General features: G+C 67.3%; 12 protein-coding genes and 1 pseudogene. 1 reads left to right on the top strand and 12 read right to left on the bottom strand.

The window, feature by feature from the left end:
* Positions 1–56: 56 nt before the first annotated feature.
* A pseudogene (locus AC5Y6X_RS01605) lies at positions 57–384 on the top strand (hypothetical protein).
* A gap of 10 nt (positions 385–394) precedes the next feature.
* Here AC5Y6X_RS01605 and AC5Y6X_RS01600 read toward each other — a convergent pair.
* The 12 genes from AC5Y6X_RS01600 to AC5Y6X_RS01545 all read right to left on the bottom strand — a co-directional run bounded on the left by AC5Y6X_RS01600 (position 395) and on the right by AC5Y6X_RS01545 (position 13,154).
* Positions 395–1,075 carry a response regulator gene (locus AC5Y6X_RS01600; protein WP_324674735.1) on the bottom strand — a complete coding sequence of 227 codons (681 nt, stop codon included), beginning with the start codon at positions 1,073–1,075 and terminating at the stop codon, positions 395–397.
* Positions 1,072–3,639 carry an ATP-binding protein gene (locus AC5Y6X_RS01595; RefSeq protein ID WP_499983849.1) on the bottom strand — a complete coding sequence of 856 codons (2,568 nt, stop codon included), beginning with the start codon at positions 3,637–3,639 and terminating at the stop codon, positions 1,072–1,074. Before AC5Y6X_RS01595 ends, AC5Y6X_RS01600 begins: the two co-directional genes overlap by 4 nt.
* An 11-nt stretch (positions 3,640–3,650) precedes the next feature.
* Positions 3,651–4,535: a potassium-transporting ATPase subunit C gene (locus AC5Y6X_RS01590; RefSeq protein WP_499983848.1), complete on the bottom strand. Its 885-nt coding sequence runs from the start codon at positions 4,533–4,535 to the stop codon at positions 3,651–3,653.
* Position 4,536: 1 nt separating this feature from the next.
* Complete coding sequence (kdpB, locus tag AC5Y6X_RS01585) at positions 4,537–6,699, bottom strand: potassium-transporting ATPase subunit KdpB (RefSeq protein ID WP_499983846.1); 2,163 nt, start codon at positions 6,697–6,699, stop codon at positions 4,537–4,539.
* Positions 6,699–8,369, bottom strand: a complete 1,671-nt coding sequence (gene kdpA / locus AC5Y6X_RS01580; protein WP_499983843.1) for a potassium-transporting ATPase subunit KdpA — start codon at positions 8,367–8,369, stop codon at positions 6,699–6,701. The genes kdpB and kdpA overlap by 1 nt, the downstream gene beginning before the upstream one ends.
* Complete coding sequence (gene kdpF, locus AC5Y6X_RS01575) at positions 8,369–8,458, bottom strand: K(+)-transporting ATPase subunit F (RefSeq protein WP_324674745.1); 90 nt, start codon at positions 8,456–8,458, stop codon at positions 8,369–8,371. The genes kdpA and kdpF overlap by 1 nt, the downstream gene beginning before the upstream one ends.
* Positions 8,455–8,538 (bottom strand): potassium ABC transporter ATPase, encoded by an 84-nt coding sequence (locus AC5Y6X_RS01570; protein ID WP_499985169.1) that lies wholly within the window; start codon positions 8,536–8,538, stop codon positions 8,455–8,457. Before AC5Y6X_RS01570 ends, kdpF begins: the two co-directional genes overlap by 4 nt.
* Positions 8,539–8,720: 182 nt before the next feature.
* Complete coding sequence (locus AC5Y6X_RS01565) at positions 8,721–10,235, bottom strand: sensor histidine kinase (RefSeq protein WP_499983840.1); 1,515 nt, start codon at positions 10,233–10,235, stop codon at positions 8,721–8,723.
* Positions 10,232–11,005: a response regulator transcription factor gene (locus AC5Y6X_RS01560; protein ID WP_499983838.1), complete on the bottom strand. Its 774-nt coding sequence runs from the start codon at positions 11,003–11,005 to the stop codon at positions 10,232–10,234. The genes AC5Y6X_RS01565 and AC5Y6X_RS01560 overlap by 4 nt, the downstream gene beginning before the upstream one ends.
* 196 nt (positions 11,006–11,201) lie before the next feature.
* Positions 11,202–11,486 (bottom strand): WXG100 family type VII secretion target, encoded by a 285-nt coding sequence (locus AC5Y6X_RS01555; RefSeq protein WP_324680932.1) that lies wholly within the window; start codon positions 11,484–11,486, stop codon positions 11,202–11,204.
* A gap of 50 nt (positions 11,487–11,536) precedes the next feature.
* A complete protein-coding gene (locus tag AC5Y6X_RS01550) occupies positions 11,537–11,833 on the bottom strand; it encodes a WXG100 family type VII secretion target (protein WP_324674753.1) in 297 nt (98 codons plus the stop codon).
* A gap of 151 nt (positions 11,834–11,984) precedes the next feature.
* Positions 11,985–13,154, bottom strand: a complete 1,170-nt coding sequence (locus tag AC5Y6X_RS01545) for a PPE family protein (RefSeq protein WP_499983833.1) — start codon at positions 13,152–13,154, stop codon at positions 11,985–11,987.
* Positions 13,155–13,167 lie beyond the last annotated feature (13 nt).

Raw genomic sequence — 13,167 nt, 5'->3', positions numbered from 1 at the left:
TTGCCCGCCTCGGAGCGACAACGTGGGGTGTCGTACCCGTGTGCGACGGTTCGACAATGAACCTTCGCGGAATTGAGCTGCGGTACGTGCTCTCGCTGCAGTTGGCCGTCCATGGGCCGGCGACCATAGCCGAATTGATCGACGCGCTGAAATGGCACGGCTTTTGCCTGCGCGGCAGGCCATCGAAGGTCATCTCCGATGCGTTGCGGTGGGAAATCGAACGTGGCAGGGTGCTGCGGCTGGGGCGGGGCCGGTATGGCCCGGGATATATACCGCGTGGCACCGAACATCGGATCCACCAGCGCGTGCTGGCGTTGCGGGCCGCGGCCAAGTCGCTGTGAGGCGGGCAACAAGAGCACCGCCTCCCTCGGGCGACGAAAGTGACGGATGTGACTCACGCCTCGAAGCGGTAGCCCATGCCCGACTCGGTCAACAGGTGTTTGGGATGCGACGGGTCGTCCTCCAGCTTGCGGCGCAGCTGCGCCAAATACACTCGCAGATAATGGGTTTCGGTGGCGTACGCCGGCCCCCACACCTCCTTGAGCAGCTCCTCGCGGCCGACCAACTTGCCGCGGTTGCGAACCAGCACCTCGAGCATGCCCCATTCGGTCGGGGTCAGGTGCACTTCGACGCCGTCCTTGGTGACCTTCTTGGCGGCCAGGTCGACGGTGAACGCGTCGGTTTCGATCACCGGCTGATCCATTTCGGACGCGGCCGCATTGCGGCGGACCGCGGCGCGCAGCCGGGCCAGGAACTCGTCCATCCCAAACGGTTTCGTGACGTAGTCGTCGGCGCCGGCGTCCAGCGCCTCCACCTTGTCCGACGAATCGGTGCGCGCCGACAACACGATCACCGGCGCCGAAAGCCAGCCGCGCAGACCCCCGAGCACCTCGATGCCCGAGATGTCGGGCAGGCCGAGGTCGAGGATCACCACGTCGGGCTTGTGCTCGGCGGCGGCACGCAGCGCACCGGCGCCGGTCGAGGCCGTGATGACCTCGTAGCCGCGCACGGACAGGTTGATTCGCAGCGCCCGCAGGATGTGCGGCTCGTCGTCGATCACCAGCACCCGGGTCATCGCGCGCCAACCTGTTGCGGGGCGGCCAGATCCACCACGACGGTGAGCCCGCCGCCCGGGGTATCGCTGGCCGCAATGGTGCCGCCCATGGCCTCGACGAAGCCGCGCGCCACCGACATGCCCAGGCCCACACCGGTGGTGTTGTCGTGATCGCCGAGCCGCTGGAACGCTTCGAAGACTTGATCCTCGGCCCCGTGCGGGATCCCGGGGCCCTCGTCGATGACGTTGATCAGGACGCGATCGCCGACCCGGCCCGCGTTGACCCGCACGATGCTGTTGGGCGCGTACCGCAGCGCGTTGTCGATCAGGTTGGCCAGGACCCGCTCGAGTAGCCCGGCGTCGGCCATCACGACGGCGTCACCGACGTCGACCTTGACGCGGTCGATGGCGGGTTGGTAAAAGCCGGTGGCGCCCTTGCCAATGCTGACCAGCGCCCGTTGCACCGTCTCCTCGAGATACACCCGGTGCAGATCCGGGCGAACCGCGCCGGCGGCCAGGCGCGAGGAATCGAGCAGGTTGCCGACCAACGCGGTCAGCTGGTCGATGGACTCCTCGATGGTGGCCAGCAACTCGGCGGTGTCCTCGGCCGAGAAGGCGACGTCCTCGGCGCGCAGGCTGGACACCGCGACCTTGGCCGCGGCCAGCGGCGTGCGCAGGTCGTGGCTGACCGCCGAGAGCAGCGAGCGGCGCAGCTCGTCGGCCCGCACGATCGCCTCGGTCCGGCCGGCCTCCTCGGCCAGTTCGCGCTGCCGGATAAGACCCGCCGCTTGCTTGGCCACCGCGGTGAGCACCCGGCGGTCGCGGGCCGAGAGTTTCCGGCCGGCCATCAGCATCCAGAATTCGTCGTCGCCGACCTCGATCGCGGTGTCAGCGGAATCGACGCTCACACAAGGATCTTTGCCCACGCAGGCGACGACGTAGCTCTTCTTCCCGGCGGCGCGGTCTTCCTCGCCCGGCTCCCGCAGCATGCTGACCGCGCGCTGCGAGTAGGTCTCCCGCACGCGTTCGAGCAGCGTTTCGAGGTCGGCGCCGCGCAGCACCGATCCGGCGAACAGCGTCAGCAGCTCGGCCTCCTGGGAGGCGCGCCGCGCTTCCCGGGCGCGGTTGGCGGCGAAGTTCACCAGGACCGCGACCGCGACCGCGATCAGCAGTAGCACCAACTCGGTGATGGCGCTGTTGGGTTCGGCGATGGTGAAGCTGTGTCGCGGGGCTATCAGAAAGTAGTTCAGCAGCAACCCGGACAGCACCGCCGAAAGTGCCGCCGGGGCAACGCCTCCCAGCAGGCCGACCAGCAGCACGCCCACGAAGAACAACGCGCTCTCGCCGCCGGTGTCCAGGTAGCGGTCCAGCGTGGTGACCGTCACCGCGCAGATGGCCGAGGGTATGACGAACGCCGCCAGCCAGGACGCGACGCGTCGCTCGTGGGGCGCGAGCGACCCGATGTGGAAGCCGCGGTTGGATTCGTCATGGGTGACGATGTGCACGTCGATCTTGCCGGACCGCTGCACGATGGTCGAGCCGATCCCCTCCTCGAAGAGGCGGGCCCAGCGGGGCCGGCGCGACGTTCCTATCACCAGCTGGGTGGCGTTGTTCTCGCGGGCGAAATCGAGTAGGGCGGTGGGCACGTCGTCACCGACCACGGTGTGCAGGGAGGCGTCCAGGCTGCTTGCCAGCTCGCGAATCTTGGTCATCTTGCGGTCGGACACGCCGGCCAGCCCGTCACCGCGGATGACATGCACGACCATCAGCTCGGCGCTGGACTTGGACGCGATCCGGGATGCGCGCCGCACCAACGTCTCCGACTCCGGGCCACCGGTGACCGCCACCACCACCCGCTCGCGCGCCTCCCACAGGTCGGTGATTTTGTTCTCCGCGCGATACTTGGCCAGCGCGGTGTCCACCTGGTCGGCCAGCCACAGCAGCGCCAATTCCCTTAATGCCGTGAGGTTTCCGCGGCGGAAGTAGTTCGACAGCGCCGCGTCGATCCTTTCCGGCGCATAGACGTTTCCGTGGGATAGCCTGCGGCGCAACGCCTCCGGGGTGATGTCGATGAGTTCGACCTGCGAGGCCTGGCGCACGATCGAATCCGGAATCGTTTCCTGCTGTTCGATGCCGGTGATTTGGGCGACGACGTCGTTGAGGCTTTCCAGGTGCTGGATGTTGACCGTGGAGATCACCGTGATCCCGGCGTCGAGCAGTTCCTCGACGTCCTGCCACCGTTTTTCGTTCTTGCTGCCCGGCGTGTTGGTGTGGGCGAGTTCGTCGACCAGCACCACCTGCGGGTGCCGCGCCAGCACGGCGGGCACGTCGAGTTCCGGGAAGCGGCCACCGCGATATTCGATGTAGCGTGGCGGGACGACCTCGATGCCCTCAATCAGCTCAGCGGTTTTCGCTCGCCCGTGGGTCTCGACGACAGCCGCGACCACGTCGGTGCCGCGTTCCAACCGTCGATGGGCTTCGCCGAGCATCGCGTAGGTTTTGCCGACACCCGGTGCCGCACCGAGATAGATGCGCAGCTCCCCGCGTTTGGGACGGTGGTCGGTCTCGCTCACGTCAACCATCATCCCCCATGGCGCTAGCCCGAGACCGGATACTGCTGATCCAGTTGGAGGTTGAGCTGCAGCACGTTCACCGCCGGCTCGCCGAAAATCCCGAGGTCGCGGCCGCGGCTGTAGTGCGCCACCACCGCGCGTATCTGGTCCGGGCCGACGTGGCGGGCCCTGGCCACCCGGGCGACCTGGATATCGGCGTACGCCGGGGAGATGTCCGGGTCGAGCCCGCTGCCGCTGGCGGTGACGGCGTCGGCGGGCACGGCCGGGTCGGCGGGCGCGGTCCCGCGGACGGGCACGATCCGGCCGATCGTGTAGTCCTCGCCGGACTTGGCGCACTCCACCCGGACGCCTTGGTAGAAGTCCAGGAAGGGCTGGTGTGTCGTGCCGCACGGCTCGTTGACGCTGACGACCCGGGTCGGGTGGGTGACGTAGCCGCGCGAGTCGCGGGGCCCGATCACCGACAAAACGGCGCCGACGCCGCCGCCGGTGCAGAACGGGCGCGATCCGTCGACCCCTTCGAGCCGACCGATCGAGGCGCTGCGCGAACACACCTGCGTCAGCAGGCTCGGCTTGGCCGGATCGCCGGGAACGTCGACCACGCTTTCCGGGCCGAGGTTGCTCGCGCCCGACGAAGTCGGGTCGTAGCCGTTGCCGGCGGCCGAGGGGCGGCTCTGGAAGTACTGCGGCAGCGGATTGCCGTCCTTGTCGGTGAACAGCTGGCCGATCAGCCGGCTGCCGACCGGCTTGCCGTTGGCGGTCAGAATCGACCCCTCGGCCTTGTCGTGCAGTCCGGGCAGCTGCGCGACGAGCCAGACGAACAGCGGATAGGCGATACCGGTGATCACCGTCAGCACCAGCAGCGCGCGCAACGCCGCCCAGTGCATGCGGACGAAATTCGAGAACTTCATGTCAGGACATCCCCGGGACGAATTGGACGATCAAGTCGATCAGCTTGATACCGATGAACGGGGCGACGATTCCGCCCAGCCCGTAGATGTAGAGGTTGCGGCTCAACAGTTTTGACGCGCTGCTCGGCGTGTAGCGCACCCCGCGCAGCGACAATGGGATCAGCGCGACGATGATGATCGCGTTGAAGATCACCGCCGACAGGATCGCCGACTGCGGGCTGTGCAACCGCATGACGTTGAGCAGGTCCAGCCCGGGGAACAACGCGACGAACATCGCCGGGATGATCGCGAAGTACTTCGCGATGTCGTTGGCGATCGAGAAGGTGGTCAGCGCCCCCCGGGTGATCAACAGCTGCTTGCCGATCTCGACGATCTCGATGAGCTTGGTCGGGTCGGAGTCGAGGTCGACCATGTTGCCGGCCTCTTTGGCCGCCGACGTGCCGGTGTTCATCGCCACGCCCACGTCGGCCTGAGCGAGCGCCGGCGCGTCGTTAGTGCCGTCGCCGGTCATCGCGACCAGCTTGCCGCCTTCCTGCTCGCGTTTGATCAGCGCGAGCTTGTCCTCCGGCGTGGCCTCGGCGAGGAAGTCGTCGACGCCGGCCTCGTCGGCAATCGCCTTGGCGGTCAAGGGGTTATCCCCGGTGATCATCACCGTGCGGATGCCCATTTTCCGCATCTCGTCGAAGCGGTCGCGCATGCCCTGCTTGACGACGTCCTTGAGGTGGATGACGCCGAGCACTCGTGCATTTTTGTCGGCTTCGCCACCCCGGCATTCGCCGACGACCAGCGGAGTGCCGCCGCCGGCGGAGATGCCGTCGACGATCTCGCCGAGCCGCAGGGGAACCGTGCCGCCCTGGGCGCGCACCCATTCCGCGACGGAGCTGGCCGCGCCCTTGCGCAGCTGGTGCCCGTCGAGGTCGACGCCCGACATCCGGGTGGCGGCGGAAAAGGCGACCCAGTGGGCTTGCGAGAGTTCGCCCGGGGTGCGCGCGCGCAGCCCGAAGTGCTGCTTGGCGAACACGACAACCGAACGCCCCTCCGGTGTTTCGTCGGCGAGGCTGGACAACTGCGCGGCGTCGGCGAGTTGCTCGCTGGTGACTCCGTCCAGGGGGACGAAGGCCGCGGCCTGCCGGTTGCCCAGCGTGATGGTGCCCGTCTTGTCGAGCAGCAGGGTGTTGACATCGCCCGCGGCCTCGACCGCGCGTCCGGACATGGCGAGCACATTGCGTTGCACCAGCCGGTCCATGCCGGCGATCCCGATCGCCGACAGCAGTGCGCCGATCGTCGTCGGGATCAGGCACACCAGCAGCGACACCATCACGATCCCGGTGACGCCATTGGCGTTGAGCGCCTGGGTATCCGCGACGCCCGGGTTGTTCATCTTGGAGTAGATCGCCAGCGGTTGCAGGGTGGCGACGGCGAACACGAAGATGACGGTGAGCGCGGCCAGCAGGATGTTCAGCGCGATCTCGTTGGGCGTCTTCTGCCGGTTGGCCCCCTCAACGAGCGCGATCATCCGGTCGATGAAGCTTTCTCCGGGTTTTTGGGTGATCCGCACGACGATCCGGTCGCTCAGCACGGTGGTGCCGCCGGTGACCGCCGAGCGGTCGCCGCCGGACTCGCGGATCACCGGCGCCGACTCGCCGGTGATGGCCGATTCGTCCACGGAGGCAATGCCTTCCACCACGTCGCCGTCACCCGGTATCACCTGGCCGGCCTCGACGACGACGATGTCGCCCTGCCGCAGCAGCGCCGCCGCGACTTCCTCCTCGACGGCGGGTGCGCCCGGTTCCCAGTTCTTGAGACGCCGCGCCACGGTGTGGCTCTTGGCCCGGCGCAGCGTCTCGGCCTGGGCCTTGCCGCGGCCTTCGGCCACCGCCTCGGCGAGGTTCGCGAACAGTACGGTCAGCCAGAGCCAGGCCACGGTCAGCCACGCGAACCATGTCGGGTCGATGATCGCCAACACGGTGCTCCACGCGGCGCCGATCTCGACGATGAACATCACCGGGTTGCGCCACAGCGTGCGCGGGTCGAGTTTGCGCAGCGCGTCCGGCGTCGACTTCCACAGCATCTTCGGATCGAGCAGTCCGCCCTGAACCCGTTTGGTGCCAGCGGTTGTCGCGGCCTGCGTCTGCTCGGACGAGTCGACGGCAGTCGCGGTCATCAGTGGATTCCTTCGGCGAGAGGCCCGAGCGCGAGCATGGGCAGGAAAGTGAGGGCAACGAGGATCACCGTGACGCCGGCGACCATTCCGACGAACTGCGGCCGGTGAGTGGGCAGCGTTCCGGCCGATTCCGGGGTGACGCCCTGTCTGGCCAGCGAGCCCGCCAGCGCGAGCACCAGCACGATGGGCAGGAACCTACCGAAGACCATGGCCAGCCCGAGGGCGGTGTTCCACCAGTTGGTGTTGGCGCTCAGTCCGGCGAACGCCGAGCCGTTGTTGTTGGCCGCGGAGGTGAAGGCGTACAGGACCTCCGACAGCCCGTGCGGGCCGGTGTTCAGCATCCCGGCGCGCTCGCCCGGCAGCGCCATCGCCACCGCGCTGCCGGTCAGCACGATCAGCGGTGTGACGAGGAAATAGCTTGCGGCGAGCTTGATTTCGCGCGGGTTGATCTTCTTGCCGAGGTATTCGGGAGTCCGCCCGACCATCAGCCCGGCGACGAAGACGGTGATCACCGCCAGGATCAACATGCCGTACAGGCCCGAGCCGGTGCCGCCGGGGGCGACCTCGCCGAGCTGCATGTTGAACATCGTGATCATGCCACCGACGCTGGTGAGGCAGTCGTGGGCCGAGTCGACGGCGCCGGTGGAGGTGAGCGTCGTCGCATCGGCGAACACCGCCGAGTCGGCGATGCCGAATCGCTGCTCGACTCCCTCCATGGCCCTGCCGAGGGACGTGGGCACGGTGCCGTGGTGCTGCAACTGGAACCACAGCATGAACGACACGCTGATCGCAGCCAGGGTCGCCATGACCGATACGATCGCATAGCCCTGCTTCTTGCTGCCCACCATGCGCCCGAACGTGCGCGGCAGCGAGAAGCCGATCACCAGCAGCAGGAAGATCTCCACCCAGTTGGTCCACGTCGCCGGGTTCTCGAACGGGTGCGCCGAGTTCGCGTTGTAGAACCCGCCGCCGTTGGTGCCGAGCTCCTTGATCACTTCCTGGCTGGCCACCGGGCCGCCGGTGATGGTCTGCTGCGCGCCGCCCAGCGTGGTGACGGCCTGATCGTTCAGATGGAAGTTCTCGATGGCTCCGCCCGCCACCAGCACGATCGCGCCAATGATTGCGATGGGCAACAGGATTCGCAGCGTCCCGCGCACCAGGTCGACCCAGAAGTTCCCGAGATCCCCGGTGCGCCGGCGGACGAACCCGCGCACCAGCGCGATCGCCACGGCCATGCCGACGGCGGCCGAGACGAAGTTCTGCACCGTCAGCCCGGCCATCTGCACCAGGTGGCCCTGCGTCGACTCGCCGGAGTACGCCTGCCAGTTCGTGTTGGTGACGAAGCTGACCGCGGTGTTCCACGCCAGCCCCGGCGTCATCTTGGTCGCCGGATCGTGCAGGTGCAACGGCAACTTGTCCTGCACCAGCTGCAACACGAACAGAAACAGGATGCTGACCGAGGAGAACGCCAACACGCTGCGCGCGTATGCGCCCCACGTCTGCTCCGAGCGGCGATCTACACCGATCAGCCGGTAGATCAGCCGCTCGACATTCAGGTCCTTCTGCGACGTGTACACCCGATACATGTAGTCGCCCAAGGGAACATGCACCGCGACAAGTGCCGCGACGAGAACGACGAGGAAGATGATCCCGGCCACCGTTGCGCTCACTAAAACCTCTCCGGGAACAGCAGGGCGCCGGCGAGATATACCGCGAGCAGGATGGAAAGCGCCAAGCCGACGATGTTTTCGTAGTTCACAGCCGCTCGACCAGCTTCTGCGCCAGGCCGAGCGCGGCGAATATCGCCACCGTCAGGACGATGTATACGAACACGCCCACCTTGTCTCCGTTCCGCGCCGATCGCGTGCATACGAAAGGACCTCATCGAGTCCGCTGCAGCGCGGTCCCCGGAGGTAATGTCAGCTTGAAATTAGGCGGGGCCGGCCGGATGGGCCGTTTGGTTGACACTTTCCTAACGGCGTCGCAGTGCACCTTTACGGTTTCTTTACGCCACGCGCGGGTCAGCCGCTGCGCGTGGTCGGGCTGTCGATCAGCGGCAGCCGCACCCGGAACACCGTTCGGCCGGCGGCGGATTCGGCGGTGACCGAGCCGTGATGCGCCTTGACGATCGAGCTCACGATGGCCAGCCCGAGCCCGATGCCGGAGCCGTCGGACCGCGACGTGTCCGCGCGGACGAAGCGCTCGAACAGCCGGGGCAGCAGGTCCGCGTCGATGCCGGGCCCGTCGTCGGCGACAGTCAGTTCCGCGTAGGCCCCGTCGGCGCGCGTGCGTTGGCAGGTGATCGCGGTGACGACCGTGACTCCCGGCGGCGTGTGCAACCGCGCGTTGCTGAGCAGGTTGCTGACCAGCTGGTGCAGCCGGTCAGGATCCCCGCGGACCCAAACCGGCCCGTCGGGCAGGTCTTTGACCCACTCGTGGGTCGGCGCCGCGACCGCCGCGTCGTTCACCGCGTTGATGACCAGGTCGGCGAGGTCGACGTCGTCGGTCTGCAGGTCTTCGCCCTCGCCCAGGCGCGAGAGCAGCAGCAGCTCGTCGACGAGCAAGGCCATGCGCCTGGCTTCCGACTCGATGCGGGCCAGCGCGTATTCGGTCGTGGGGGGCAGCGCCGAACTGTCCTGGCGGGTCAGTTCCGCGTAGCCCTGAATGGAGGCCAGCGGGGTTCGCAGCTCGTGGCTGGCGTCGGTGATGAATTGCCGCATGCGCAGGTCGGATTCGACACGATGCGCCAGCGCGGTATCGACGTTGTCCAGCAACCGATTCAGCGTGTGCCCGACGATGCCTACTTCGTTGTCCGGGTCGGTGTCCTCCGGCCGGACCCGCACACCGATCCGGTGGTCGTCGTCGGTGAGTGACATTGCGGCGACTTCCGCGGCGGTCGCCGCGACCCGGCGCAGCGGGCGCAGGGTGTAGCCGACCACCCAAACGGTGAGTCCCGCGGTGACGAGCAGGGCGGCCGTGATCAGCGCCGTGGTGGTGATGTTCTTGCGCGCGATGATCCGGTCGGCGAGGTTCAGGGGCACGCCGACGACGAGGACGTCGGGCCCGTCGATGAGGCAGTCCACCCGGTAGTGCCCCAGGCTGCCGAGCTTTTCGCTGTGGGGCGGGCCGTCATACCACTTTTGCCCCTCGAGCGCGCGGACGACGTCGGCCGGCGCGGGTCGCGGTTCGTCTTCGGAGAAGACCGCCGAGCCGATCACCACGCCGTCGTGCAACACGGCGATCAGGTTTCCCGGGGTTTGCCCGGTGAACTCCAGCAGTGCCTGCGATACCGGGGGAGTGCCCCTGTGCACCCAAGTCTGGTCGGCATGGCGATATCTGGTGTAGGAGTTGTCGAACGCGTGCAGGGACTTGGCGACCTCCGCGTCGTTCATCGTGGTGACATAGCCGCGCAGGCTCAGCACCGAGACGACGCCGACCGTCACCAATACCACTGTGACAACGGCCAATACGCCTACAAGCAACTGCCGGCGCAACGACCGGGGGAACCACCGGGGCGTATTGCGCTCCGGCGTCATTCCGGTGGCCGCAGCATGTATCCGACACCGCGGACGGTGTGGATCATCGGCTCCCTGCCGGAGTCGATCTTCTTTCTCAGGTACGAGATGTACAGATCGACGATGCTGGTGCGTCCCGCGAAGTCGTAGTTCCAGACCCGATCCAGGATCTCGGTGCGGCTCAGGGCACGGCGCGGATTGCGCATGAGGAAGCGGAGCAATTCGAACTCGGTCGACGACAGCGAGATCGGCGTCCCGTCGCGGCTGACTTCGCGGCTGGCACTGTCCATTCGAAGATCGCCGACGTTGAGGGCCTCGGGGGTGGGCGGGGTCAGCTGGCCGGAGCGGCGCAACAACCCGCGCAGCCGGGCGACCAGCTCCTCGAGGCTGAACGGCTTGGTCATGTAATCGTCCGCGCCCGCGGTGAGCCCGGTGACGCGGTCCATGACGGAATCGCGCGCGGTGAGGAACAGCGTGGGAGTGTAGGCGTCGGATTCGCGGATCCGCTGCAGAATTCGCAGCCCGTCCACGTCCGGCAGCATGATGTCGAGGACCAGCACGTCGGGGTTGACCCTGTCGAACTTCGCCATGGCTTCGCGCCCATTGTGGGCGGTTTCGACGACCCAGCCTTCGTAATGCAGCGCCATCTTGACCAGGTTGGTCAGCGCGGGCTCATCGTCCACCAGCAAAACGCGTATCGGCGACCCGTCGGCGCGGTAAATCCTGGGCAGCTGTCCGAGGATGGCCTGGCGCGGCCGCTGGCTGCCTGCGTATCCGGACGTTGCGGTCATGTCCCCACATTCTCGCAAAACACATATCGAACTGTCACGGACTTCATAGAAAGCTCAAATCTTAGCGCGGGCCGGAATTTCCGCGGGCAAATCGAGATGAGCAGCGCTGAAATGGTTTTGAGTTCGACGGCGACAAGCAAACGCCGGGGCAGCACACCGAGCGGTGTGCGGCCCCGGTCTACGGTCTAAGCGGTTGTCAGGCCCAGCTGGAGCCGACGGCGCTGTCGGTGCTGGCCATGTTGCTGCCAGCGGTCTGCACCTTCTGCCCGTGGGCGTTGGCCTGCTCGTAGATCACCTGGAAATTGCGGCCCAACTGAGTGATGAACTCCTGGCAGGCCACCGAACCGGCGCCACCCCAGAAGTCACCGGCGGCAATCACATCGCGCACGATGGCCTGGTGCTCGGCCTCCAGCGAGGCGGCTTGCGCGCGAATCAGCGCACCGTGGGCGTCGACGTCGCCGAACTGGTAATTGATCGTCATTGTTCATGTCCTCCTGATGGAAAGTGTTAAGCGGCAGGGGTTTTGGCGGGTTAGTGGCTGAGGATCTGCTGCGAGGCCTGCTCTTGGGTCTCGTAGTTGTTGGCGTCGCGGATCAGCCCGTCGCGGACCCCGTGGAGCATGTTGACGATGTTGTTGAACGCCTGGTTCATCTGGCCCATGGTGTCGTAGGAGGTCGCCTGGGCCTGCCCACTCCAGCCGGCGCCGGCGATGTTCTGCGAGGACGCCCACATCTTGCGCGCCTCGTCGGCCACCGTCTGAGCGTGCATCTCAAAGCGGCCCGCCATGGCCCGCATCGCGTGCGGGTCGGTCATAAAACGTGCTGGCATTTGCCTATCTCCTTGTCTTTCAAGCCTTCACTTTGTCGAGGCTTCCGCGGTTGCTATCGGTAGGTGGTGGTGGCCGTATCGCGGATAGATTACGGCGTGGCGGTTAACAGCTGGCCTCAAATGCGTGACATGTACCCCCTTTTTTCGCGCATCAGACGACGACCTGTTTGGGCATGACGATCGGTTTGAACCCGTAGCGCGGTCCGGCGCCGTAGGCGCCCGCGCCCTTGGCGGCCGCGGCCATCCCCGGCATGCCGGGCATCGCCGCGACGGGCTCCTCGGCGGCGGCGGTCCAGCCCGAGCCCTCCAGCGGGGCGGTGGAGGAGGCCAGCGACGCGGGGGCGGCGGCATTCCAGCCGGCGGGCACGGACAGGCCGCCGACCGCGGACGCCTCGCCCAGGCTCGCGGACGCCGTCGCGCCCACCATGGTGCCTGGCGTTATGGCGGCCGCGCCGGGGGCGGGCGCAACGGCGTCGGACAGGGCGAACGGGATCCCCGGCACGGTGCCAACGGTCTTCCCCAGTGATAACGCGTTCGGGATGGCGGCAAATGTGAACCAGGCCCCGGTGTTGACCGCGCCATTGATGGCGTTCAGCACGGACGGAGTGCCGAGGAAGTTGTCGATCGAGGACAGCAGGCCCGTGGTCTGGAAGGGCAGGGTGGGCGCGGAGGCCAAGGGTGCCGCGGCGGGCGCCAAGGGCGCCGCGGAGATCGGGCCGGCGAGCGCCTGGACCGGGGCGTTCGCCGAGGCATTGGCGACCGCCAGGCCTTGCAGCCCCGCGGCATCCGGGTTGGGCGCCGACGTCAGCGGCGTGACCGGCTGAAGGACCCCGGCCGCCGCCGAAGCGGCCTGGTAGGCGGCCATCATCGTGGCGTCTGCCACCCACATCTCGGCGTACTGGGCCTCGGTGGCGGCGATCGCGGCCGAGTTGACACCCAGGAAGTTCGTCGCGATGAGCGTCGCCAGGAGCGTTCTGTTGGCCGCGATCACCGGCGGGGGCACTGTCGCGGCGAATGCCGCCTCATAGGCGGCCGCCGACGCTGTGGCCTGGACACCCGCCTCCTCGAGCGCTGCCGCCGAGGTAGTCAGCCAGGACACGATGGGCTGGGCCGCCGCCGCCGCGGCGGCCGAACCCGCACCCGTCCACTGTTCGGTGGTCAGCAGCGAAATTATCGACTCCCATTGGGTCGCCGTGGCGCTGAGCTCGGCAGCCAGGTTGTTGTAAGCCGCCGCTGCCGCCATGAGCGGTCCCGCGCCGGCGCCGGTGTACATGAGCGCCGAGGTGATCTCAGGTGGTACGGCTGCGAAATCCAAAACCATTTTTCTGTATCCC

Source organism: Mycobacterium sp. NGS26 (assembly GCF_059813025.1).
The sequence above is the reverse complement of the archived record's forward strand: the minus strand, read 5'-3'. Positions and strand labels throughout refer to the sequence as shown.